The organism is Labilibaculum manganireducens (assembly GCF_002843385.1).
Classification (GTDB): domain Bacteria; phylum Bacteroidota; class Bacteroidia; order Bacteroidales; family Marinifilaceae; genus Labilibaculum; species Labilibaculum manganireducens.
On record NZ_MVDE01000006.1, the window covers coordinates 61,395 to 87,885 of the forward strand.

Consider the following 26,491-nt stretch of genomic DNA (forward strand, 5'->3'; position numbering starts at 1 on the left):
ATGAAAATTAAATATATATTAATTGCTTTAGGTTTTCTCATAACGTTTAATGCGTGTGATGACGAAATGAACTATGACGAATTTGTTAGTTTAAATGAAGAGCAAGTGTTTTCAAGCTTCAGTCGTACCATGAGCTTTGTTTCCAATATTTATAATTATCTCGATTATGATTTTGGAAATTATGGAGGCGCTATGTTATCCTCGGCCTCCGATGAGGCAGATTATGTGTGGACTTCTTCTGATATTCATGATTTTTATAATGGTGCGTGGAGTGCCAGTAATGCTAAATCAAATATATGGAATAAGAGTTACGAAGCTATTCGTGCCGTCAATTTTTATCTGGATGCTTCAGAGGGTCAAACGTTTTCTGACTTTAAATACAATGAAGATTATAATGAGCAAATGGAACGTTATGAGCGTTACCAATATGAAGTGCGTTTTTTGAGAGCTTATTTTTATTTTAATCTTGTGAGACAATATGGTGATGTTCCTTTGGTAACAAAAGTGCTAACGGAAGATGAAGCTAATTCAGTTTTTCGCACCGATAAGTCAGAAATATTTGATTTTATTGTTGCTGAGTGCGACAGGATTGTGAATAATTTACCTGTTACATATGAGGACTTATCTTACACTGAGACTGGTCGTGTTAGTAGAGCCGCAGTATTGGCATTGAAAGCTCGTACGCTTCTTTATCAAGCAAGTTCACTTTTCAATACGAGCAATGAGTCATCTTTATGGTATAAGGCCGCTTTGGCGAATAAGGCCGTAATAGATTCTTGTTCACAGTATGGTATTGTATTGGGCAAATACTCTGATTTATGGGGAACAGATAATTATAAAAATTCAGAAATGATATTCGTTCGCAGGGTAGGTTCATTAAATTCTTTGGAGTCTCATAACTTTCCTATTGGAGTTGAAGGGGGAAATTCAGGTAATTGTCCTACTCAAACTTTAGTGGATGCTTATGAAATGAAATCTACCGGATTATTATGGAATGAAGATGGTAGTGGATACAATTCTAATAAGCCCTATGAAGGGAGAGATCCGCGTTTTAATATGACTGTTGCTAAAAATGGAGATACTGGCTGGCCTACTTACAACAATTCTGAATTGCAGATTTTTGAAGGAGGAGCAAATGGTTCACCTATTTCAGGCGCTTCAACTACAGGCTATTATTTAAAAAAATATATAGATGCTTCTGTAGATTTGCGTTCAAATCATGTGACGAGCAAGCGTCATTCATGGATTACATATCGTTTGGGTGAATTTTACTTAAATTATGCCGAAGCTGTTTATCATTATTTGGGATCTCCGGATGCAACAAGTGCTGATTTTGATATTTCTGCTGTTGATGCAGTAAATGTAATCCGACATCGATCAGATGTGAACATGCCTTCTTTGTCTGCAGGTTTAACAAATGTTGAGTTTGAAGCTAAATATAAAAATGAGCGCATGGTTGAATTAGCCTTTGAAGGACATCGGTTTTGGGATGTAAGACGATGGAAAGAGGGAGAAGTTTTAAAAAGTGTTACCTGTATGAAGATAGAACAAAAAGAGGATGAATCTTTTAAATACAGCAGATTTGAGAAAGAAAGATCTTGGGATAACAAGATGTACCTTTTTCCTATTCCAGATTCTGAAATTAGGAAGAATCCAAATCTAACTCAAAATACAGGATGGTAGTGCTAAGTATAAAAATTATAAACTAGTATCAATATGAAACGTCCAAGCCAAGGTGATTTTTACACACAGAGGGATGATTATTCCAGCATGGTAAGTTCCATATAGCAACTAAAACAAATTATAATTATATGAAACAACAATCGTTTATATATGCAACAATATTGCTTGCAGCTGTTTTTTTTAGCAGTTGTGACAAGAAATTTGAGGTTTTTGAAGATACAGTGGATGGAAATGATCTTCCAACTAATGTTGAGTCTGTTACTTCGGAGGCATTGCCGGGGCAAATTTTGTTAAAATGGGATGTTCCTTTGGATTCCAATTATTATTATCTTCAGATGAGTTATTATGATCATTTAACTGAGAAAAAGGTATTTGAAGTGATATCTGTTTATGCTGATTCGATATTAATTGATAATACAAGAGCTAAATATGGAGATTATGAATTTGCATTTCAGGCGTTTAATAAAAACGGACAAGGAAGTGGCAAAATAAATGTAATGGCTAAATCTGGTATTGCTCCAGCAACAGAAACCATTACAGCTACTAAAATAGAGTTGGAAGCATCTCAGTTGAGTACGAATAACCAAGAGCCAAAAGAAGGGCCTATTGCCAATTTAATTGACGGCAATTCAAGTTCTTTTTTTCATACTCGATGGAGTTCTCCGCAGATACCAATGCCACAGTACATTCAGATTGATCTGAATGAACCTATTGACGATTTTCAGTTTTATTTGGTGAACAGGGAATGGTCTCAGCAGGCGCCAAAAATAGTAGAGATACAAATTAGTAATGACGGAGTTAACTGGGAAACTGTTAAAACTATTTCTTCAGGATTACCTTCTGCAGGAGGTGCTGATTATACTTCCGAAATTTTTAGACCTGGTCGTACGTTCTCTCATTTTAGATTTAATTGTTTAGAAACTTTCGATAATAGAAATTATTTTAATTTAGCGGAATTTGTATTGTATGATGTCGATATTGATACATACGATCCTGAGTTGTAGTTAAAATTTGTATTATCAGCCTACTGCTATATTAATTTATAGCAGTAGGCTTTTTATATGGAACGTTGGATTGTTTTTTGAATTCACTGTTTTAAACTGATTATGGATTCTGTTGGTGAAAAGAAAGAATCTTAAGTAATGTTTTGTTAAAAAAAATATGTATATATTGATGGTTTTGCTCTTTCCTAAAAAACGAGAATGAGTTAGGTGCGGAAAGATGTTTAGGTGTGTTTTGAAGATTTAATAAAATAATAATGAAGAAATATGTTTTAATATTCCTGTTAGGATTGATACAGGTTCAATTGGCAACAGGACAAATTAATGATTGGGAAAATCCACAGGTTTTTGGCATTAATAAGGAAGCCGCCAGAGCAACTTTTTTGCCTTATCAAAGCAAAGAGGCTGCTATTGCTGATGATTGTCAAAAATCAGATTGGTATTTGTCTTTAAATGGAATTTGGAAATTTAACTGGGTGTACAAACCAGAAGACAAACCAAAGGACTTTTATACAGAAGAATATGATACTTCGGATTGGGGGGAGATGCCTGTACCGGGAAATTGGGAGTTAAATGGGTACGGTACGCCAATTTACACCAATATTACTTATCCATTTCCTAAGAATCCTCCGTTTATCGATCACAGTCACAATCCGGTTGGAAGCTATAAGCGAAATTTCACATTACCGGAAAGATGGAAAAACCGCAGAGTGTATATTCATTTTGAGAGTGGAGCCGCGGCTATGTATGTGTGGGTAAACGGACAAAAGGTTGGATACAGTCAAAATACCAAAAGTCCTACCGAGTTTGATATCACAAAATACGTTCGAAAAGGTGAAAACAACATAGCCATAGAGGCTTATCGATGGAGTGATGGATCTTATTTGGAAGATCAGGATTTTTGGAGGTTATCCGGCTTCGACCGGGGTATTTACATGTATAGTCCGGATCAAATTCGTATTGCAGACTTTTTTGCAAAAGCAGGTTTGGATGCAAATTATAAAAATGGAGTACTGGATGTAGATATTGATCTTGTCAATAAGCTTTCCGAAACAAAGTTGGTTCGTGTAAATGTTAATTTGATTAATAACGCAGGCAAACAAATTCTATCGATCAGTTCTTCAGTGGAACTGAAAAGTGAGAGTGAACAACAAATTCATATTAAAGATAAAGTAGATAAACCGTTGCAATGGAGCAATGAAACGCCAAATTTATACACACTTTTAATTACATTATCGGATCGAGATGGAAAGTTAATTGAAGCTGCATCGTGTAAAGTTGGTTTTAGAAATGTAGAGATAAAAGATGCTCAGTTAATGATTAACGGAAAGCCCGTTTTGGTGCGTGGAGTTAATTTGCACGAACACAATGCATACAATGGGCATGTTGTTGATAAAGAAACGATGTTGAAAGATATCAAACTCATGAAACAGCATAACGTTAACGCGGTGCGTATGAGTCATTATCCTCAAAGCCCGTTATGGTATAAATTATGCGACGAGTATGGACTCTTTTTAGTTGATGAGGCGAATATAGAGAGTCATGCGATGGGTGCAGAATGGCAAAGTTGGTTCAATAAAGATGTACATCCGGCATACTCACCAGAGTGGGCACCCGCACATAAAGACAGAGTGGAACGTTTATTTCAACGTGATAAAAACCATCCATCGGTAATTATTTGGAGCATGGGGAATGAATGCGGAAACGGCCCTGTCTTTTATGATATTTACGATTGGTTGAAAAAGGCGGATCCAACCCGTCTGGTTCAGTTTGAGCAGGCCGGGCAGAATCGGAATACAGATATTGTTTGCCCAATGTATCCAGGCATGGAAAGTATGAAAAAATATGCTGAGCGTACTGATGTAACCCGACCTTATATTATGTGTGAATATTCACACGCAATGGGGAATAGTAACGGGAACTTTCAGGAGTATTTTGATATTATTACTTCAAGCAAACAAATGCAGGGTGGTTTCATCTGGGATTGGGTAGATCAGGGATTGCATGCTGTAGATGATTCAGGCAGAGATTACTGGGCTTATGGTGGAGATATTGGAGGTTACAAATATACAAATGATGAAAATTTCTGTGCCAACGGTCTTGTTTCTCCTGATAGAATACCACATCCAGGTTTAGAGGAAGTTAAAAAAGTATATCAGGACATATTATTTTTTAATCAGGATATTGAAAATGGTATCGTAACCATTCAGAATCGATTTCTAACTCGAAATTTAAAAGAATATGCTTTTAAGTGGGTGTTAAAAAAGAATGGTAAAATTAGTGCAGAAGCTCCGTTTAAAGTCTCATTAAATGCCGGGGAATCAAAAGAGATTAAATTAAAGCTTCCTAAAATAACTTCTTCGAAAGGAGTAGAATATACATTGGATATTTATGCTTTTACTGCAAAAGCAGAAGCTTTAATTCCTGTTGGATTTGAGATTGCAAGGGAACAATTTGTTTTTAAAGACAATGATTATTTCGAAAAAGAGCATGCAGTAACGGGAGATATCTCTTACGAGGACAAAAACAACCGGATTGTGATATCAGCTTCAAATAGTAAGATTACTATCGATAAATGGAGTGGTTTATTGTCAGGATATCAATACAAAGAAACAAATTTGTTGAATGGAAGTGTTGAACCTGATTTTTGGAGAGCTCCAACCGATAATGATTTTGGAAATGGAATGCCTTCGAAATTAAATATATGGCGAAATGCAGGACAAAACAGAACCGTAAAAGATGTAAAAGTAACTCAAACGGATCATTTTGTTACGGTTGAATCTGACTTGTGGTTAAACGACGTTGCAAGCCCATATCAATTAACTTATACCGTTTATGCAGATGGCAAAATCAAAGTAGATGTTAATTGGGTTGAAGGCAGAGAGGGGCTTCCAGAGATTCCCCGCTTTGGTATGCAGTTAAAATTAGACAATCAGTTTGATCAGTTTAGTTACTATGGCAGAGGTCCCTGGGAAAATTATTCAGATAGAAAGACATCCAGCTTTTTAGGAATTTATTCAAGTTCGGTGGCTGATCAGCAAGTTGATTATATCAGACCTCAGGAGAATGGAAATAAAACAGATGTACGTTGGTTAACTTTAACCAATACAGATGGAATAGGTTTAAAAATTGAGGGATTACAGCCCTTAAGCGTGAAAGTGTCTCATAACCCGGTAGAAGACCTTGATTCAGGTTTAACTAAAAAACAAAGACATCCAAGTGATGTTACACCCCGTCATCAGGTTTATCTGAATGTTGATTTTAAACAACGGGGATTAGGAGGTGATGATAGTTGGGGACGTTATCCGCATAAACCATATTTATTATTGGATAATACGTATAGCTATAGTTATACAATTAGTGCCGTAGAAAAGGCGAATTAAACCTATTGTTCTATCTCCCATATTTGCAAGCAGATATGGGAGACAACTTTAAATAGAAATTTTTGTAGAAGATAATTGTATTATCTGGAATAATTCATTTAGAAGTATTATGAAACGTCCATGACAAGGATATTCTGACACACAGGGGGATGATTATTTCAGCATGGTAAGTTCTCCCGAAACAAGTTCGGGACAGGCTATATGGCAAAAGTTTAAAATAATAAACATATGAAATTTAAGAGTAAGAACATTTTACTGATAGGACTTGCAGCATTGTTTGTTGCTTGTTCTGCCACAGGTTCAAAGAGTAAGGATAATGCAGCAACTTTATCTGAAATTAAAAAAAATGATGTCGTTTCGATTGTTAAAAAGGTAAACGATCATTGGCAATTGACCCATCAAGAATCTGGATGTGCTTTTTGGGACAATGCAGCTTACCATACTGGCAATATTGCTGCTTATAAGCTTACAGGAATTGAGAAATATAAAGCTTATTCGGAGGCTTGGGCGAATAAGAATGAGTGGAAAGGCGCAAAATCAGATGATAAGGCGAATTGGAAATATACATATGGAGAATCACATGAGTTTGTGTTGTTTGGCGATTGGCAAATTTGTTTTCAAACCTATATCGACTTATATAATCTTTCTGAGGAAAAGGATTCTTTGAAAATAGCTCGTGCCATCGAAGTAATGGAATATGAAATGAGCACAGAAAATAACGATTATTGGTGGTGGGCCGATGGTTTGTATATGGTAATGCCTGTTATGACTAAACTTTATAAAGTGACCAATAATGAACTTTATCTGGAAAAGTTATATGAATACTTTAAATATGCGCAAAGCATTATGTACGATGAAGAAACCGGATTATTTTTTAGAGATGCAAAATATGTATACCCAAAACACAAATCTGTTAATGGATTAAAAGATTTTTGGGCAAGAGGCGATGGATGGGTATTTGCCGGATTGGCAAAAATAATTCAAGATATGCCTAATAGCTACGTACATAAAGCTGAATTTATTGATATTTATAAAAAGATGGCATCAACTTTAAAAGATTCTCAACAGCAGGAAGGTTATTGGACCCGCAGCATTTTAGATGCAGAGCATGCGCCTGGTCCGGAAACCAGTGGAACAGCATTTTTTACATATGGCTTTTTATGGGGGATGAACAATGGAATTCTTTCTAAAGAGGAATATAGCACAGTTGCTGCTAAATCCTGGACTTATTTAACCACGGTTGCTTTGCAGGATGATGGAACGGTAGGATATGTTCAGCCAATTGGTGAAAGAGCGATTCCAGGTCAGCAGGTTGATGAAAATTCAACATCAAATTTTGGAGTTGGTGCATTTCTTTTAGCAGCTTCAGAATTGGTAACTTATATCGAAAATTAATACAAATAATGCCCTGCCTATTATGATTTATCTATATAGGCAGGGATTTTTAATGTAAATTGCATTTTTCACTTTTATTGAAAATGACAAATAAACCTTATTAAATGTTTCGTTATTATATACCCTTATTAAGTGTTTTTCTTTTATTTACAAGCTATAATGTTTGTGCCCAGAAATTAATTCCGGTTTCGAAGGGGTGGTCTAAAAATTCGGTCAATGCAGTTGTATTTCGGCAGAATTCGTTGGTTACTCAGAACGGGGTACAGTTTATAGCTTACTATAATCCTGAAGGATTTTTAGAATTGGGGAAGAGAAATAGTAAATCGGATCAATTTACAACCTATACTACCTCTTACAAAGGGAATGTAAACGATGCGCATAATTGCATTAGTATTATGCTGGACGGTGATGGTTATCTTCATGTTTCCTGGGATCATCATGGGAATCCTTTACGATATGCCAAAAGCATACAAGCTTATTCGTTACAGTTAGGCCCTAAAATAGAAATGACTGGCAGTAATGAAACGAATGTAACTTATCCACAATTTTTTAGAATGCCAAATGGCAATCTCATATTCATGTTTCGTGACGGACAATCCGGAAAAGGGAATTTAGCGATGAACTCCTATGATCGTAAAACTAAAACATGGATTCAAATGCAAAGTAACCTTATTGACGGAGAGGGACAGCGAAATGCTTACTGGCAATCTTGTGTCGATCAGCAAGGTGTTATTCATGTTTCCTGGGTATGGCGAGAATCTCCTGATGTAGCTTCCAATCATGATTTGTGCTATGCACGATCCAAAGATGGAGGAACAAGCTGGGAAAATTCAAAAGGTGAAAAATATAGGCTTCCGATAACAGCACAAACTGCTGAATATGCCTCACACATACCTCAAAACAGCGAGCTGATAAATCAAACATCAATGACAACAGATGAACGCGGACAGCCGGTTATCGCAGGTTATTGGCGTGAGCAGAATTCTGATGTTCCACAATACCATATAGTTAACTGTAGTAATGGTAAATGGAATACAATCAACCTAAACTTCAGGAAAACGCCGTTTTCATTAAAGGGAGCCGGAACCAAACGTATTCCTATTTCCCGACCTCAGATTTTAGCAAAAACAAAGCATAAAACATCCACCTTTTATCTGATTTTTAGAGATGAAGAAAGAGAGGCAAAGGTATCAATGGCGATTGGGAATACATCTGAACAAGGAAATTGGAAAGTGGTTGATTTAACCGATGAAAGTGTAGGTTTATGGGAGCCGTCGTTCGATACGGAATTGTGGAAAAATAAAGGAATAATTAATCTTTTTGTACAAAAGGTGGAGCAGATTGATGGAGAAGGAAAGGCTGATTATGAACCTCAGATGGTGAATGTTCTGGAAGTAAAGAAAATTGACAGATATTCAGAATGTGATACTGTGCCGGTAAACCTTAGAAAGTAAATAAGTTAAAAAAAGCATTGTTTCATTCATTTTAATGAATTGCAGGCAAGCAAAGCTAATATTGCTCAAGAAATATTACAAATCCCTGAAAAAACATTTATTTGTCTTTTCAGGGATTTTTTTTTCAAGGGAACTCATAAAATTGATGTTTTTAGCCCTATTTAGGGAATGATGAATAATTTATCCATATCTGTGATGGTTTTGTTTATCTCATTGTCATTCTTAGCTTGTAGTTTTATATTTTGAGAAGGAACTGTAGTGATTATTTATCTGCAAACAGGAAAGTGCAGCAATATCAAAAGAATTAAAACAAAGTAATAATGTTCAGAAACCGGTTTAGATCAGTATTAATTATAATTACCGCAATGCTTTGCGTTTCTATTGTTGAAGCACAAAATAAAAATGATTTCACTATTGTTGTAAACAATGAAGTTACAGGTATTTCAATAGATAAAAGGGATGCAAAAGTTGTTGAAATTGCAGCGAAAATACTTGCTGATGATATTTTTAAAGTAACCGGAAAACCTATTCAAGTTACTTCTGATGTAAAAAGCACATGTATAATTGCAGGTACAATTGGTAATAGTCGTTTAATTGATCAACTGATTGCAGCGAAGAAATTGGATGTTTCTAAAATTAAGGGACAATGGGAAACTTATTCCATTCAGATTCTTGAAAATCCTGTAAAAGGAGTTGAAAAGGCTTTGGTGATTGTTGGATCTGATCGCAGGGCAACAGCTTACGGCTTGCTGGAAATTTCGCGAATGATTGGAGTTTCTCCATGGGAATGGTGGGCGGATGTTACTCCCGATAAAAAAGAAAATGCAGTTATTTCTGTTGATGATAAAGTGTATGGTTCTCCATCGGTAAAGTACCGTGGAATATTTTTAAACGATGAGGATTGGGGATTACAGCGATGGGCAGCCTTGAATTTTGAGCCTGAAACTGGAGATATTGGCTCCAAAACTTATGCAAAAGTATTTGAGCTTTTATTGCGCTTGCGTGCCAATACTGTTTGGCCGGCTATGCATTCCTGCACCAAGCCGTTTTATTACTATCCTAAAAACAAACAAATAGCCGACGATTATGCAATTGTTGTAGGAACTTCGCATTGTGAACCCATGTTGTGCAATATTAATGCAGAATGGAACAGTGAAACTATGGGAGAATGGCGATACGATAACAATTCAGAGACAATCAAAAAATTATTTCAGACAAGAACAAAAGAGAGTGCCGATTTTGAAGGCATTTATACAATGGGAATGCGTGGCAAACACGATTCTCCGATGATTGTTGGCCAAGAGGATACCGATTCGCAGGTGAAATTGCTGGAGAATGTAATCACCGATCAACGCGGGATTCTGGAACAACAGACTGGTAAAAAGGCCTCAGAGCTTCCGCAGATTTTTATTCCATACAAAGAGGTGTTGACCTGTTATCAGAATGGGATGCAGGTGCCTGAGGATATTTCTCTGGTGTGGACTGATGACAATTATGGATACATTCGTCAGCTGAGCAATGGCGAAGAGCAAAAGCGTTCCGGAGGCGCGGGAATATATTATCACACTTCCTATTGGGGACGTCCGCATGACTATTTGTGGCTAAACTCGACCAATCCGGTTTTAATGTGGGAGGAGATGAGTAAAGCCTATGAATTTCAGTCGCGTAATTTGTGGATTTTGAATTGTGGTGATATTAAACCACACGAGTATAATATTGAACTGTTTTTGGATATGGCCTGGGACATGAGTTCTTTTGATAAAAGCAAAGGAGTAAAGAATCATATGCAAAATTGGGCTGCTCGTGAATTTGGATCAAAGCAAGCTTCTGCAGTAACTAATTTAATGTATGAGTATTATCGACTGGCTTTTCAGCGCCGTCCTGAGTTTATGGCTTGGAGTCAGGTTGAGCCGGTTACCAAACAAGGACAAACTGAGCTAACACAAATTAATTACGGAGATGAGGTTTCGACACGAATTAATGAATATCAAAAATTGCTTACTACTGCAGATAAGATAAATGATAACATAGCAGAAAATAGAAAAGATGCATTTTATGAATTGGTTTATTATCCGGTTATGGGAGCTGCTAATTTGAATTTTAAATGGTTGTATTCATACAAGAATCAATTTACAGCGCAGCAAGGCCGAATTAGTGCTGAATATTTTGGACAAAAATCGTTGGAAGCTTTTCAGCGCATTCAAAAAGAAACAAATTATTTCAATAAGCAGTTGCAAAATGGCAAGTGGAATCACATTATGAGCATGGCTCCCCGTCAATTACCGGTTTTTTCCAAGCCAACGGTTACTGCTTCTATAGGCGGTCAGAAAGCTGAATTGGGTTTGGCATTGGAAAGCTACCAAATGGAGGTAAATAATAAGATAATCAACTCTTATGCTGATGTGCTTCCCGTTTTTAATGCTTATACACACAATTCTTATTTTGTTGATGTGTTTTTAAAAGGAGAGGGTGAAATTAGTTGGAAGGCTGAGCCGAAAGCCGCTTGGATCCATGTTTCGCAATTGGAAGGAGAAATGAGTACGAAATCGGGTAAACCAGAACAACGACTTTGGGTCAGTATCGATTGGGATAAAGTTCCTGCTGGAGAGAATAAAAAAGAAGCCCCTCTTGGGCACGATTACCAATTAATTCCTCCAGGTTATAAAGTGAATTCAGCGATCAATTTCATTTCAGCAGATACAACATTCAGCATTGGAATTTCCGTTTTCAATCCAAAATTTGCAGAGTTGGAACATTTTAAAGGTTTTGTTGAGGATAAAGGATTTGTTTCTATTCATGCAGAAAATTTTAATCGGAAAGTTTCCGGTACTCAAGCTCAGTGGCAGGTGCATGAAGGTCTAGGTTATACCGGATCGGTTGTTTCAGCTTTACCCAATAGATCTGAATCAATTGAGGATCTTCAGGCAATTGTAAAGAATAGTCCGTTGCTTGAATATGATTTTTATACGTTTAACTTTGGAGAAGCAGAAGTATTGGTTCAGGCTGTTCCCACTCATGCAGTACATGAAGGGAAAGGAGTGCGCTGTGCCGTATCCATCGATAACGCAGAACCTGTAATTGTCGATTTTCAGACTTTGGGACGAAGCAATCAGTGGAAAGAAAATGTACTGAAAAATGCAGTGGTTAAATCGGCGCAGCAAATTATCAATAAAGCAGGAAAGCACACACTAAAAGTTTGGATGGTTGATGCCGGAGTGATGATTGATCAGATTTTAATCGACTTGGGTGGTTGGAAAAAATCATACGCTTTTCCTCAGGAATCGAAATTGTAAATTAGGAAATAGATTTTACTCATGACAAAGATTTTACAATGCCTGTTACTTGCCATATTACTAATTGGCAGTAACGCGTGTGAAGAAAAGCTACAGACCAACGAATCAATACAAATAGCCTTTATGGCTGATGTTCATTTGAATGATATTTACGGAGAATTTCAGGATTGCGATTACAAAGGAGTCGTAAATCCGGCAAACGGAAAATTCGTTATTGCCCGAACCATGAAAGCTCAACTGAATTCTACCCGAATTTTTAACGAGAATTATTTCGCTTTTCTGGCGGCCTTGGATGATGTGGTAAAAAGGAAGATAAAGTTCGTTGTTCTTCCGGGTGATTTTAGTGATGACGGACAGCCTTTTAATGTACGCGGATTAAAGAAAATTCTGGACAGTTATTCCGATAAATACGGAATTAAATTTATTGCAACTACGGGTAATCACGATCCAGTTCGTCCTTTTGCAATGGATGCGGGCAAAAAAGATTTTTTGGGCGCAGGCGGAAAACCACAGGTTATTATGAGTGCCGACAGTTTGTATGTTCCTTTATCTTCGGAAGAAAACCCGGTAGTGGTTACGAAAGATATTTGCCGAATGGGTTACGAGGAGGTTATTACAACATTGGGTGATTTTGGTTTTTTCCCAAAAAAGGAAGATTTATATTGGGAAACTCCTTTTACATCTTATACCCATAATGATTATGCTTTTGATAAAGCCTTTAAGCAGTCATCATTAAATAACAGAAACTATTCAATACCTCCCTTTAATACAAGTATTCCTGATGTTAGTTATTTGGTGGAACCGGTAAGAGGAGTGTGGTTTTTAGCCATAGATGCCAATGTTTATGTTCCCAACAATAATGCTGAAACTGATTCACTAAATGCCGACAACTACGAAGGAGCCAGTGCTGGGTACTCAAATGTATTAACGCATAAAAAACATTTGATCAAGTGGGTGAAAAAGGTATCTTCTGAGGCTGACCGATTGGGGAAAACACTAATCGTTTTTAGTCATTATCCAATGATTGATTTTAACGATGATGCTTCGCCGCACATTAAAAATTTGATGGGTGAAGGGAAAATGCAATTGCATCGTGTACCTGACGAAGATGTGGCAAGAACTTTTGCTGAGGCTGGCATCAAGCTGCATTTTGGTGGACATATGCACATTAACGATACTGGAATCAGAAAATATGAGAATGGAACCGGTTTGGTAAATGTTCAAATTCCATCTTTGGCAGCTTACATACCTGCTTATAAGATTCTCACTGTGAAAAATAAAAATTTAATGGAGGTTGAAACGGTTGTGATCGATTCAGTTCCTCGTTTCAAAGAGCTTTTTCCAATTTACGAGCAAGAATATTCATATCTAAAAAAGTCGGGAACTAAGGATATCTGGAATAAGGATATTTTATCGGCAACCACCTATCATGAATTTACCAATTGGCATTTAAAAGAGTTGGTTCGTTTGCGGTTTCTGAAGAAGGATTGGCCTGCTGAATTCAGAGATTTTTTATTGAATGCAACAGGCAAAGAATTATTAAATTATACAAACTCAACTGCAGTAGATTCAAGTTTATTCGAAAATTGGACTGGTTTTGATATGATATTTGATTTTTACCGGCTTCGAAGTGCCGATAAATTGGCCATAAAGGATATTGGCTTGGATAGAATCAAACAATATCAGATAATTATTGAATCTCTATTGCAAAATCAGAAAGACTCAAATTCATTAACTAATAAGGTGCAGAACGATTTTTATGAATTTGCTGAAATTTTCCATCACTTTTTAAATGGAGCACCAGCCGATCATTTCCAAATTGACTTGAAGAATGCAGAGCTTGTTGATTTGGTTGAATAAGTTTGTTTGGAATACTTAGTTTTCTTATTTGAAAAACATAAAGCTGTATGGATCTTCTGTACAGCTTTATTTGTATGCTTTGTCTTTATTGATTGAAAGTTTAATCTACATTAAAATTTTTTTTGATGTACATCAAATATAATTATGATGTACATTAAATGTAAGTATGATGTACATCAAAAATATAGTTTGTCAGTATTGTTTCAACAATTAGTGCGGTTATTTGATTAAAATCATCAGGATATAAGCATAGAGTATAAAGTCGGGCGAACAGGTTACATTTTTACTTCAAATTAACAGCAAAGAACTCAAAACCATGCACGCAAGATTTCAAATATGAAACGTCCATGACAAGGATATTTTGACACACAGGGGGATGATTATTTCAGCATGGTAAGTTCTCCCGAAACAAGTTCGGGACAGGCTATATGGCAAAAGTTTAAAATTATAATCATATGAAACGTCCATGCCAAAGCGATTTTGACACACAGGGAGATGATTATTTCAGCATGGTAAGTTCTCCCGAAACAAGTTCGGGACAGGCTATATGACAAAAACTTAAAATTATAATCATATGAAAATGGCCTTTCGTCCAAGAATATGAATTAAAGACGAACTGAAAAAGGCAGAGTTTAAAAAAGCCGGATAATAACTTCCAGTAAAAAGAAATATTAGGTTTGAAGTTTTGATAATTATACAAAAGGACATATAATTAGTGAAGTTACAATTTAAATATGCTGGATTTTGATAGTAATTCTATCTTAATGTTGAAAGTGTGATCTTTAGAATCTCCTGTGTTTAAAGGGCATTGCGTAACATGTAATAATTATCCATGCATTTGAATAATTCATCCATGTTACGAAAACGGTTTCGGGTTACATTCGTGACCAAGATTTATTTAATAAACCAAAAAATCTATGAAGAAATTAAATTTAAAATTTTTGATGTTAGCCTTACTGATAGGCTTGTCATCGAACTCATGGGCGCAAACGTTATCTGTGTCTGGTGTGGTTGTTGATGACCAGAATGTAACAATGCCAGGTGTATCTGTTATAGTGAAAGGTACCACAACAGGTACTGTAACTGATATTGATGGTAATTTTCAGATCACTGCTCCTACAGGAACGGAGACATTAATGTTTTCTTTTGTTGGATATGAAACACAGGAGATTACTTTAGATGGAAAAACTACTTCGTATCAAGTAAAATTAGCAGCTTCAACCATTGGGTTGGACGAGGTTGTGGCTATTGGTTATGGTACGGTAAAGAAAAGTGATTTAACAGGTTCTGTTACTTCAGTTGGTGCTAAGGAATTGGCACAGGCAAATAAAGTGGATGCTGTTTCAGCAATGCAAGGGCAGTCTGCAGGTGTAGTTATTCAACGTACCGACAACAAACCTGGTGCTGGCGGTTATAACATTCGTATTCGTGGTGCGAGTACTATTAATACCAATGAGACATCTTCGAACGGAGGTTTTACTCCAGGACAAAACCCGCTTTTTATTGTTGATGGAATTTTTGTGGATGATATTTCTTTCTTGAATCCTTCAGATATCAGCAGAATGGATATTCTTAAGGATGCTTCGGCTACTGCGGTATATGGATCCAGAGGAAGTAACGGGGTAGTTTTAATAGGAACCAAACGTGGTAAAAGCGGCAAGCTAAAAGTTGATTACAGTAACTATTTTGGCGTAAAGCAAGCTTACAATCTGCCATCAGTTTTTAATGGCGCCGAATATGTTGACTTTATTAAAGATGTTGCTGTGGGTAATCAGTTTGCTTCTGGAAACTTAAGTTACAGAGCAAGTGATGTTGACATTACTGAATTTTTTGATGCGGAAGAGCAACAAAACATAGCTGAAGGAGTAAGTACAGATTGGGTAGACCTTTTAATTAAAACTGGTTTTCAAACCAACCACACACTTGGATTAAGCGGGGGAAATGAAACGACTGTTTATTCGGCAGGTTTGGCTTATACTAAAGATAATGGCAACGTAGAAGGTGAAGATTATACCCGATACAATATTCGCGGAAGTTTAAAAAGTGATCTTGCTAAATGGTTAAATGTAAGTGTAAGCAATTATATTACCACAGCCATTCAAAACACGGGAAGCTGGGAAGCATTTAGGAGTGCTTACAGATTAAAGCCTATTGGTCGTCCTTATAATGAAGATGGATCTTTACGGTTTTTTCCAACACAAAAAGAAACTCAAATAACCAATCCGTTATTCGATACAAAAAACATTACCAGAGAAACGAAATTCTTACAATACATAGGTGATCTTGCTGTAACGATTAAGCCTTTAGACGGAATGACGATCACTTCTAAATTTTCACCTAATATGAAGTATACGAGATATGGAGAATATCGGGGACTATACTCAAAGAGTGTAAGTGGGAATGCATCAAACAGAAGGGCTCAGGTAAACAATTCTAATTATTTCTCTTATTCATGGGATAATATTTTTAACTACAAGTTTAGTGAAGGCATACATGCTTTTGATGTAACAGGCGTAATGTCAAGATTTTTAGAGCGTTCGGAAGGATATTATAATGAGGTTAGAAATTTCACTACCGATGCATATTCTTTCTATAATCTTGGTGCAGGTACTGATATTAGAGATGTATCAAGCAGTTTTGTTAAGCAAACTTTAGAGTCATACACAGGAAGATTAAATTATTCATTGATGGATAAGTACCTGTTCACGTTTACAGGACGTTATGATGGAGCCTCAATATTAGCGGAAGGTAATAAATGGGCATTTTTCCCGTCAGCAGCATTTGCCTGGAAGATGATGGATGAGAATTTCATGCAAAATCAAGAGTTGCTGTCAAATGCAAAACTTAGATTGAGCTATGGTAAAACCGGTAATAATGGTCAAGGTGGAGGATTAACACCGCTAAGTTCACAATCGTTCTTAGGATCAAGCGCCACAAATTTGGGTGATGTCTCTACACCAGCTCTTTACATTACTAACTTGGCGAATTCTGATCTTACCTGGGAAGAAACAACAGAAGTGAATGTGGGTTTTGATTTTGGATTTTTAAATAATAAAATTAGTGGTTCTATTGATGTATACAATAGAAAAAACACCAATATTATTTTTGGAAAAGATTTACCGGCAGTTACAGGTTATTCCAGAATATTTGAAAACATTGGAGAGTCAACAAATAAAGGGATTGAAATTTCATTAAATACTGTGAATGTTGATAATGGTGATTTTACCTGGACTACAAACTTCAATTTTGCTTCCAATAAAAACACACTTGACAAATTGTATGGCGGTAAAGATATTACTTTCGGTATCAACGGAACGAACCTTATCCATAGAGTAGGAGAGTCAATTGGTTCAATATATGATTATGAATTTGCCGGCATTTGGCAATCGGATGAAGCAGATGAGGCTGCTGTTTATGGTCAACTTCCTGGTCAGGTAAGAGTAACGGACGTTAATAAGGATGGTAAAATCGATGCTGATCATGATAGAAAGGTGATTGGTCAGGTTACACCTAAGTGGACCGGCGGTATTACAAGTACAATGAACTATAAAAACTTTGATTTCTCTTTTGCTATAAACACTAGTCAGGGGAACATGTACAAAAGTAATTTTCATTCTAACTATGCTTGGGGCTGGCAAGACCAACCAAACAGAACGTTTAACGGATATAAGGTAAATTATTGGACACCGGAAAACCAATCAAACAGCTACAATCAACCAGGTAATGCTGGTATTTATGGCTCGGCTATACAATACAAGGATGTTTCTTTTACCAAAGTTGGATACATCACTTTCGGTTACAGGCTTCCTTCTGATCTACTGGAAAAAATTAAGGTAAATAGTCTAAGAGTTTATGCTACGGTGCAAAATCCTTTCGTCTTTACAGATTATGATGGATGGGATCCTGAAAACGCCGGAAGAAATCAATGGGGGGCTGCATTTATGTCACGTACAATTATGGCAGGGGTTAATTTGAGCTTTTAACTATTTATTAAATTAAACGTAAGAAAATGAGAAAATTTAATCATAAAGTAATTCTAGCACTACTCACAATAGGAGTTTTCACTTCGAGTTGTGATAGCTATCTTGAGGAAGAGAATAATACCTCATTAAGTGTGGAGGTTGCCTCCGCATATCCCGAAACTTTTGATCAATTAGTAGCTACTGTATACGAACGGGCAAGAGAAACAACAACCCACTATACTTCAGATTTGTATTATGCACTTGAAGATTTAGGAACTGATATTGTAACCAGAGGCTCAGCCATTACCGGAACGAGTGATCTTAATGATTATGTAGATTTTAATTCCTTGAATTGGGCAGTTGGTGTATATTGGGGAAATCAATACAGTGTTATATCTGCTGCTAATGTAGTTGTAGATAATGCAGATGTTATTGATAATATTGATGCAAATAAAAAAACAATTGGAATAGCAGAAGCTAAATTTTTTAGAGCTCTGTCATACTTCAATTTGGTTGAGAACTATGGAGGAGTGCCATTGGTGCTTAATCAAGTTACTAGTGCGAGTACAGATTATACGCGTGCTGGTGAGGAGCAGGTTTACACACAAATTGTACAAGATCTTCAGGATGCTTTAGATGGAGTTCCTACTACTGCAGGCGCTTACGGTAGAATAACTAAGGATGCTGTAAGACATTTTATGTCGAAAGTTTTGTTGACCAGAGGTTATAAATCGTTTGCTTCCAGTACCGATTTTACTGATGCAGCAGCTTTAGCTGAAACTGTTATTGCTAATCACCCTTTAGTATCTTCGTTTGCAAGTTTGGTGAGTATTGACAATCAACGAAACTCTGAAGTTATTTTTTCTTATCTATTTGGAAACAATTCCGTAAGTAGAGGTTGGGGTAACTCAAAACACATGATGTACAAATTCAGGTTTTTTGATTATCCTGGATTGACAAGAACAGTTAAAGGTTTAGATCCTATGCCAACTCCGTTCTTTTATAGTCTTTTTGATGATGCTGATGAAAGAGCTGAGGCAACGTATACCAGAGAAATTTATGCAACTGAAGATTATGTAGGAACTGTTAATGGAGCAAATGTTAATGTTCCGGCAGGAGATTTAGCAATATTTTTCCCTAAAACAGCATGGACACAAGCAGAAATTGATGCGGTACCATACGCAGTAATCAATCCGGGCACTTATTTTACAAATGATGGTGTTACACCTGTTCACTATCCGCAGTTTGTAAAGTTTGATGATCCAAAAGTACCTTTTGCACAGCCGGATCAATCCTCACAAGGAGAAAGAGATATGGTGATTATGAGATCTGGTGAAGCTTATTTAATTGCTGCAGAAGCTCGTTTAGAATCAGGAAACGCTGATATTGCAGCCAATCTTTTAACTACTTTAAGATCAAGAGCAGGTTTAACAGAATCAGTAGCAGAAGGTGATGTAGATTTAGACTTTATTCTTGACGAAAGAGCAAGAGAATTAGCAGGTGAAGCAAATAGATGGATGGATTTAAAGAGAACTGGAAAGTTAATTGAAAGAACACTATTGCATAATCCGCATGCTGCTTTAAATAATGCTCTGGCTGAAAAACATCTTTTAAGACCAATTCCTCAAAACGAAATTGATATTACAGCAGGAAGTATAACTCAAAACCCTGGATATTAATTCCAGACTTGTATTGTTTTCTTTTTTAGGGAAACTGTCCAACTTATATGGTTTTACTTAGGCTAGTGTAAAAACCGAATATATTGGAGAAAGATTAAAACGGGCAGGCTGTTTGTGCCTGTCCGTTTTTACTTCACAATAGCATAGAGACCGGAGAAATACCCGATTGACCCTAAATTCCATGTTTCGTCATGATTTGTCCATAAGTAGAGAATGATTTGCTTGTAATTTTGAGACTTCTCTATTTGTACTATTTGCTCAAAAAGTGAAATGTTTTGCAGATGTTAACCCGTTGAAAAAAGTCAGGAAATATAATTACAGAATTCGGTGAGATTACGAACAGAAACTTAAGGAGTAGATTTAAGAATTATGGAGACTAAATTACATCATATATTGAAAAACTTGTTGATTACTATACTCTTGTTATTTGCTTTGGTTACTTGTTTTGAATCATCGGCAAAAGGAAAGGATAAGGAATATTTTGTAACTGAGTTTGGAGCAATTAGTGATGGGGAGACTTTAAACACAAATGCAATTCAATCCTTAATTGAAAAAGTCAACAAAAAAGGAGGAGGAACAATCGTTTTTCCCGCGGGTAATTTTTTATCAGGAAGTTTAGTCATGAAATCAAATGTGAATATTCATTTGGAAGAAGGAGCCATTTTATTGGGAAGTACCAATCCTATGGATTATCCTCAGGTTGAAATGCTTGGAAGACCAGAATCACAAAAAAAAGATGATAACTCGCAAATAGCATTGCTGATCGCTTTTAAAGCCAATAATTTTACCATTTCAGGAAAAGGAAAAATAGATGGACAAGGCAGAGCTTTAGCCTTGAATATCGATAGCCTGCATCATGCCGGTGTAATTGTTGATCCTAAATACAATTACCGAAGAATGCGACCGAACGAAACGGCCCGCCCAAAATTGTTTCGGTTTTCAATGTGTAATAATGTCGCAATATCTGATTTACAATTAAGTAATGCATCTTGTTGGGGACTTTCGTTTGAATTATGCAGGAATTTAAGTCTTGATGGTTTGCAGCTTGTAAATCGTGCTTACTGGAATAACGACGGAATTGACATTACCGATTGCCGAAATGTTCAAATAACAAATTGCAATATCAACTCTGCTGATGATGGCATTTGCTTGAAATCCTATTATCCGGATTTTTGTAATGACAGTATTTATATTGCCAACTGCACGGTTCGAAGTAGTGCCAGTGCAATAAAATTTGGAACTGCATCCTATGGTGGTTTCAAAAATGTGAAAATAGAAAATATTAAAATATACGATACTTTCCGATCGGCAATTGCTATAGAATCTGTAGATGGGGGAGCAATAGAAAACATTGAAGTATCTAATATTGATGCTGTAAATACAGGGAACGCTATTTTTATTCGCTTAGGACATCGCGATGGTGAAATTCCTGGCTCAATAAAGAACATACATATTCATGACATTAAAGTTCAAGTTCCTTTTGAACGACCCGATATCAATTACGATATGCGTGGACCTGCTGTTAATTTCTTTCACAATCCTCTTCCGTCATCCATTACAGGTATCCCAGGATTTTGTGTGGAAGATGTGCTGATTGAGAATGTTGAAATTACATGTCCGGGTAAAGCTTCAAAAGGAATGGCTTATGTACCACTTAGCCGGTTAAATCAAGTTCCTGAAGAAATAAAAGGGTATCCGGAGTTTTCCATGTTTGGAGAATTACCAGCCTGGGGATTTTATGTTCGTCATGCAAAGGGAATCATTTTCAAAAATATAAGAATGAACCTGAATGAAGAAGATTATCGTCCAGCCATGGTTTTCGATCAGGCAGACGATATTGAAATTAAAAATATTAATCTGCAGAAAGCAGATAAAAAGCAGATTATCCTAAAAGAGACAAAGGGTCTAAGTGCCGATAATGATGCCAAATTGTTGATTAGGAAGCTGTGAAATTAAAGAATCCATCAATAAACTAAACGATTGATTAGAATAGTAACGGTTTGATTTTATAGCATCTACCGATGTCTTAATGCCGTTCAAATAAATAGTAAATGAATAAAAAATTATCCGTAAAGTCACTCTTGTTAGGCCTGTTGCTGATTGGTTGCCAAACTCCGCAAAATGAAACAAAATTTGTGAAATTTGTAAATCCATTAATCGGTACAGCTCCAGCTGCAACAATTAGTGCAATAGAACATGGTCATGGTTTGGAGAATAACTCGCAGGTAGTTCCTTATGTTACAGTTCCTTTCGGAATGACTAATTGGACACCGCAAACCCGTGCAAGTGAAACCAAGTGTCAGGCTCCGTACTATTATACAGATTCCATTTTTCAGGGATTCAGGGGAAGTCATTGGTTAAGTGGTTCTTGTGTTCAGGATTATGGAAGTATGACGATTATGCCAATTTCGGGTGATTTAAAATGTCTGCCAACAGTTCGGGGCTCTAAATTTTCTCACGATAACGAAAAATCAACACCTTATTCTTATCAGGTTCATTTAGACGATTATGATATTGAAGCTGAGGTTACAGCCACAAAGCGTTCCGGATTATTTCAATTTCTATTCGAAAAAGAAGGGGAAGCCCATATTGTTGTAAATCCGAATAGTGATGAGGGACAAGGATTCGTGCGTGTACTTCCCGAATCCAACGAAATAATTGGTTATAATCCAGTGCATCGAATTTATCAGGGATTGGGAGAAGAGGCCGGATTCAGTGGGTATTTTGTTGTTCAGTTTAGCGGTGATTTTGAACGTTACGGTGTTTATCAGGGATCAGAATTGTTTGAAATGGAAACACAGGTTTCTGATTTAAAAGATTTGGGTGCGTATGTTTCTTTCCAAGTTCAAAAAAACGAGAAGATTTATGCAAGAGTTGGAACATCATTTACAAGTATAGAACAGGCCCGCAAAAATTTAGAAGTAGAAACAGGAAAACTTGATTTTAAAGAAGTAAAAAGTAAGCTTCGCGATGAATGGGAAAATATTCTTTCGAAAATAACAGTTGAAGGAACAAACGAAGATGACAAAGTGAAGTTTTATACCGCTATGTATCATAGTTTCTTGCAACCAAGAATATTTAACGATTGTGATGGCTCATACGTTAGTTTTGCTGGGGGAAAGCAGATCATGAATTCAGGAGACAGAGATTATTTTGTTGATTTTTCCATATGGGATACTTACCGTGCATCCCACCCTTTGTTTAGTTTGTTGATTCCAAAAACAAATGCCGATATGATGAATAGCCTTTTGCAAAAGGCAGAACAAGGAGGTTGGCTTCCTATTTTTCCCTGCTGGAACAGTTACACATCTGCTATGATAGGTGATCATGTTATCGCTGCACTATCTGATGCTTATATGAAGGGAGTGATTGATCTTTCGGAAGAGCAATATTCATATTTATTGCAGAATGCATTTACTTCCCCAAAAACAGATGAAGAGTACGAAGGAGGTAAAGGTCGTCGTGCTCTAAAATCTTATTTAAAATATGGATACATTCCTTTGGAGGATATGGTATTTGAATCGTTTCATAATAATGAGCAGGTTTCCCGAACATTGGAGTACGCTTACGACGATTTTGCATTGGGACAGATTGCGGGTAAGAAAGGAGATCTTAATCACGCAAAAATACTGCATCAACGGGCTTCAAATTATAAAAATGTATACAGTACCAATGATTCCTGTGTTCGCGGAAAATATGCTGATGGAAGCTTTGTTAAAGATTTCGATAAATATATTCGCCAAGGATATATAACTGAAGGAACGCCATATCAATACACATGGTATGTACCCCATGATGTGGCAGGACTAATGAATCTGATGGGAGGACGGCAAGCATTTAATAACAATTTAGATCTCTTTTTTAGCGCAGGACAATATTGGCATGGCAACGAACCAAGTCATCAAATATCATTTTTATATAATTATTCAGGACAGCCTTGGAAAACTCAACAGTTGGTGACAAAAATTATGAATACTGAATACAGTACAGGTGTTGGAGGTTTGAGTGGAAACGACGATGCCGGACAAATGTCGGCATGGTATGTTTTTGCAGCAATGGGATTCTATCCTGTGTGTCCTTCGGTACCCGAATATGTTATTTCAGGTCCTCATTTCGATAAAATAACTATTGCATTTGAGAATGGAAAAGAGTTGGTGTTAAATGCTCCAGGCGCTTCTTCCGGGAAAAATTACATTCAAAGAGTTAAGTTTAATGGTGTTGAAACGTCAAAAACTTATCTCAATCATTTCGATATTCGTAAAGGTGGTGTTCTTGATTTTAAAATGGGTTCAAAACCCAATATGGAATGGGGTACTGGTATAAATGACCGGCCATTTTCAATGCTTCAGGAAAAATATTCTGATTAGGAATAATTCAGAATTAGTAGAACTAATTAAAATGGAAAGACATGCAGATATAATCAATAAAGTATCTGTTTTATAAAATAAAAAGATGAAATTATCTATTTAATATTCATGCTAATGAGCTTGTTGAGAAATACCCTGTTCCTTGTAGTTGTACTATTGATTCAAACATCATTATTGACAGCTCAAAAATACAAGTTTGTCGATCCGAAAATAGGAGTGGAAGGATTGGGAAATGTTTTCATTGGACCTTCTTGTCCTTATGGAATGATAAAACCAGGTCCCGATAATAAAAAAGCTGCAAACAGTGGTTACTCACCGGATTTGGATCGACCTGTTTATGGATTCAGTCAGACTCATGTAAGTGGAACCGGCGGTGGAGCAAAATATGGTAATATTTCAGTCATGCCTTTTTCCGGGGATTTTGAGTCAATTACTCAGGAATCATTGCGCACCGACGAAATTGTGGAACTGGGGTATTATAGTGTACAGCTTCATAAATGGAATATTCAGACAGAAATAACCACGTCACCTAAAGTGGCTTTTTATCAATTTTCATTCGAGGCTGAAAGTAAAAAGGCCGTTAAAATTGATTTGGGACAATTTTTAGGCGAAACGCCTATCCCTGATGATCGGGAAGCACAGCAATTTGTGAGTTCGGAGATAGAAGTAGTTTCAGATGTTGAAATTCGGGGATATTCACGTATTCGTGGTGGATGGAACAATGGAAGTGCCTACACAGTTTATTTTTCGGCTGTTTTCGAACAACCTTTCAGCCGTTTTTCAACCTGGAAGAATAATAAACTATTCCCAAACGAGAAACTTCAAATTGATTCAGGAGAAAAAACCGGAGCCATGATGTTTTTTGATGATCTTAAAGAAAGTTCGGTTCGAATGAAAATAGGCATCTCATTTGTCAGTACTTTAAAAGCGCGCGATAATATAAATAAAGAAATCCCTCATTGGGATTTTGATAAAACATTAGCAGAAACAGAAGCTCGATGGGAAGATCTCTTAAAAAGAATTGAGATTGATAAAAATGCAACAGACGATCAGAAAACCATGTTTTACACGGCTCTTTATCATACCATGTTAATGCCTGTTGACCGAACTGGTGAAAATCCTTTGTGGGAAAACAATACACCTTATTACGATGACTTTTATGCCATATGGGATACTTATCGTTCCTCAAGCCCACTCATTACCTTAATTTCTCCATCACGTGAAGTAGATATTGTAAATGCCATGCTTCAGATTTATAAGCACGACGGCTATATGCCGGATGCACGAAGTGGCAATTGCAATGGTCGAACACAAGGAGGATCGAATGGAGAAGTTGTAATTGCAGATGCTTTCACAAAAGGTTTACAGGGAATCAACTATAAATTAGCATTAAAGGCAATGCTTAAAGATGCTGATTTTGCACCTGGAGGAAATGAAGAAAAAGAAGGACGGGGAGGCTTAACAGACTACAACCGTTTGGGCTATGTATCAAACAGATTTGTAAGGGCAGGAAATAGAACCTTGGAATATGCATACAACGATTATTGTTTGGCAGTAGTAGCAAAAGGAATAAAGCGAAAGGGAGAGTATCAGCGATTCATAAAACAGTCTGATAACTGGCAAAATTTATGGCGGGACATTGAAGACAATGGATCACACGGATTCATAATGCCAAAAGATGCCAAAGGAAATTGGGTTGACAGCATTCAATGCAATGCGAACAATGGCAGAGTTGATTATATTCCCTATACACCTCTTGCTCAGGATTGGCCAAATTGTGTGTGTTGGTGGTGTGGCTTTTTCTATGAAGCCAGTTCATGGGAATACTCCTTATCAATTCCTCATGATGTAGCTATGTTGATTGAAAAATCGGGTGGCAGAGAAGCTTTTAGAAAAAGGCTGGATACTTTTTTCGACCGGGAATATTACAATGTAGCCAATGAACCTTCATTTTTGAGCCCAAACTTGTATCATTGGATTGGCAGACCTGACTTAAGCAATGATCAGATTCATAGAATTATTGATACACATTACAACAGTACACGAAGTGGCATTCCAGGCAACGATGATTCCGGTGCTATGTCGTCATGGCTGGCTTTTCATATGATGGGTTTGTATCCTAACGCAGGGCAATCCTATTATCTGATCAATACACCTTACTTTAAACAAACTGTAATTCATCAGGAAAACGGGAAAGATTTTTCCATTGTGGCAAAAAATATGTCTGATAGAAACAAATACATTAAATCGGCAAGTTTGAATGGGAAACCATTTACTAAGGCATGGATTGAGCACAGCGATATCACTGCCGGAGGAACTCTTGTTTTGGAAATGGATACTAAGCCATCAAAAACATGGGGGACAAGCTTGTTACCACCTTCAAAATCGAACCATTAAATCAATAGGTGTTTTTA

Annotated in this window: 12 protein-coding genes; all 12 read left to right on the forward strand. The window is 36.6% G+C overall.

Going from position 1 to position 26,491, the window contains the following annotated elements:
* Window positions 1–1,683, forward strand: coding sequence for a RagB/SusD family nutrient uptake outer membrane protein (locus BZG01_RS05910; protein WP_101308908.1), 1,683 nt, complete (start codon window positions 1–3; stop codon window positions 1,681–1,683).
* A gap of 128 nt (window positions 1,684–1,811) precedes the next feature.
* Entirely contained in the window at window positions 1,812–2,687 is an 876-nt protein-coding gene (locus BZG01_RS05915) for a discoidin domain-containing protein (protein ID WP_101308909.1), read from the forward strand.
* A gap of 254 nt (window positions 2,688–2,941) precedes the next feature.
* Window positions 2,942–6,067 carry a beta-galactosidase, LacZ type gene (gene lacZ / locus BZG01_RS05920; RefSeq protein ID WP_101308910.1) on the forward strand — a complete coding sequence of 1,042 codons (3,126 nt, stop codon included), beginning with the start codon at window positions 2,942–2,944 and terminating at the stop codon, window positions 6,065–6,067.
* A gap of 228 nt (window positions 6,068–6,295) precedes the next feature.
* Window positions 6,296–7,462 (forward strand): glycoside hydrolase family 88/105 protein, encoded by a 1,167-nt coding sequence (locus BZG01_RS05925; RefSeq protein ID WP_101308911.1) that lies wholly within the window; start codon window positions 6,296–6,298, stop codon window positions 7,460–7,462.
* 104 nt (window positions 7,463–7,566) lie between these two features.
* Window positions 7,567–8,916 (forward strand): BNR repeat-containing protein, encoded by a 1,350-nt coding sequence (locus BZG01_RS05930; RefSeq protein ID WP_101308912.1) that lies wholly within the window; start codon window positions 7,567–7,569, stop codon window positions 8,914–8,916.
* Window positions 8,917–9,236: 320 nt separating this feature from the next.
* Entirely contained in the window at window positions 9,237–12,209 is a 2,973-nt protein-coding gene (locus BZG01_RS05935) for a glycosyl hydrolase 115 family protein (protein ID WP_101308913.1), read from the forward strand.
* A 21-nt stretch (window positions 12,210–12,230) separates the two neighbouring features.
* Window positions 12,231–14,069, forward strand: coding sequence for a metallophosphoesterase family protein (locus BZG01_RS05940; RefSeq protein WP_101308914.1), 1,839 nt, complete (start codon window positions 12,231–12,233; stop codon window positions 14,067–14,069).
* 917 nt (window positions 14,070–14,986) lie between these two features.
* Complete coding sequence (locus tag BZG01_RS05945) at window positions 14,987–18,052, forward strand: SusC/RagA family TonB-linked outer membrane protein (RefSeq protein ID WP_218973019.1); 3,066 nt, start codon at window positions 14,987–14,989, stop codon at window positions 18,050–18,052.
* 26 nt (window positions 18,053–18,078) lie between these two features.
* Window positions 18,079–19,710 carry a RagB/SusD family nutrient uptake outer membrane protein gene (locus BZG01_RS05950; protein ID WP_101308915.1) on the forward strand — a complete coding sequence of 544 codons (1,632 nt, stop codon included), beginning with the start codon at window positions 18,079–18,081 and terminating at the stop codon, window positions 19,708–19,710.
* Window positions 19,711–20,079: 369 nt separating this feature from the next.
* Window positions 20,080–21,660 carry a glycoside hydrolase family 28 protein gene (locus tag BZG01_RS05955; protein WP_101308916.1) on the forward strand — a complete coding sequence of 527 codons (1,581 nt, stop codon included), beginning with the start codon at window positions 20,080–20,082 and terminating at the stop codon, window positions 21,658–21,660.
* Between the two features lie 101 nt (window positions 21,661–21,761).
* Window positions 21,762–24,077: a GH92 family glycosyl hydrolase gene (locus BZG01_RS05960; protein ID WP_101308917.1), complete on the forward strand. Its 2,316-nt coding sequence runs from the start codon at window positions 21,762–21,764 to the stop codon at window positions 24,075–24,077.
* Between the two features lie 114 nt (window positions 24,078–24,191).
* A complete protein-coding gene (locus BZG01_RS05965; RefSeq protein WP_218973020.1) occupies window positions 24,192–26,474 on the forward strand; it encodes a GH92 family glycosyl hydrolase in 2,283 nt (760 codons plus the stop codon).
* Window positions 26,475–26,491: the final 17 nt, after the last annotated feature.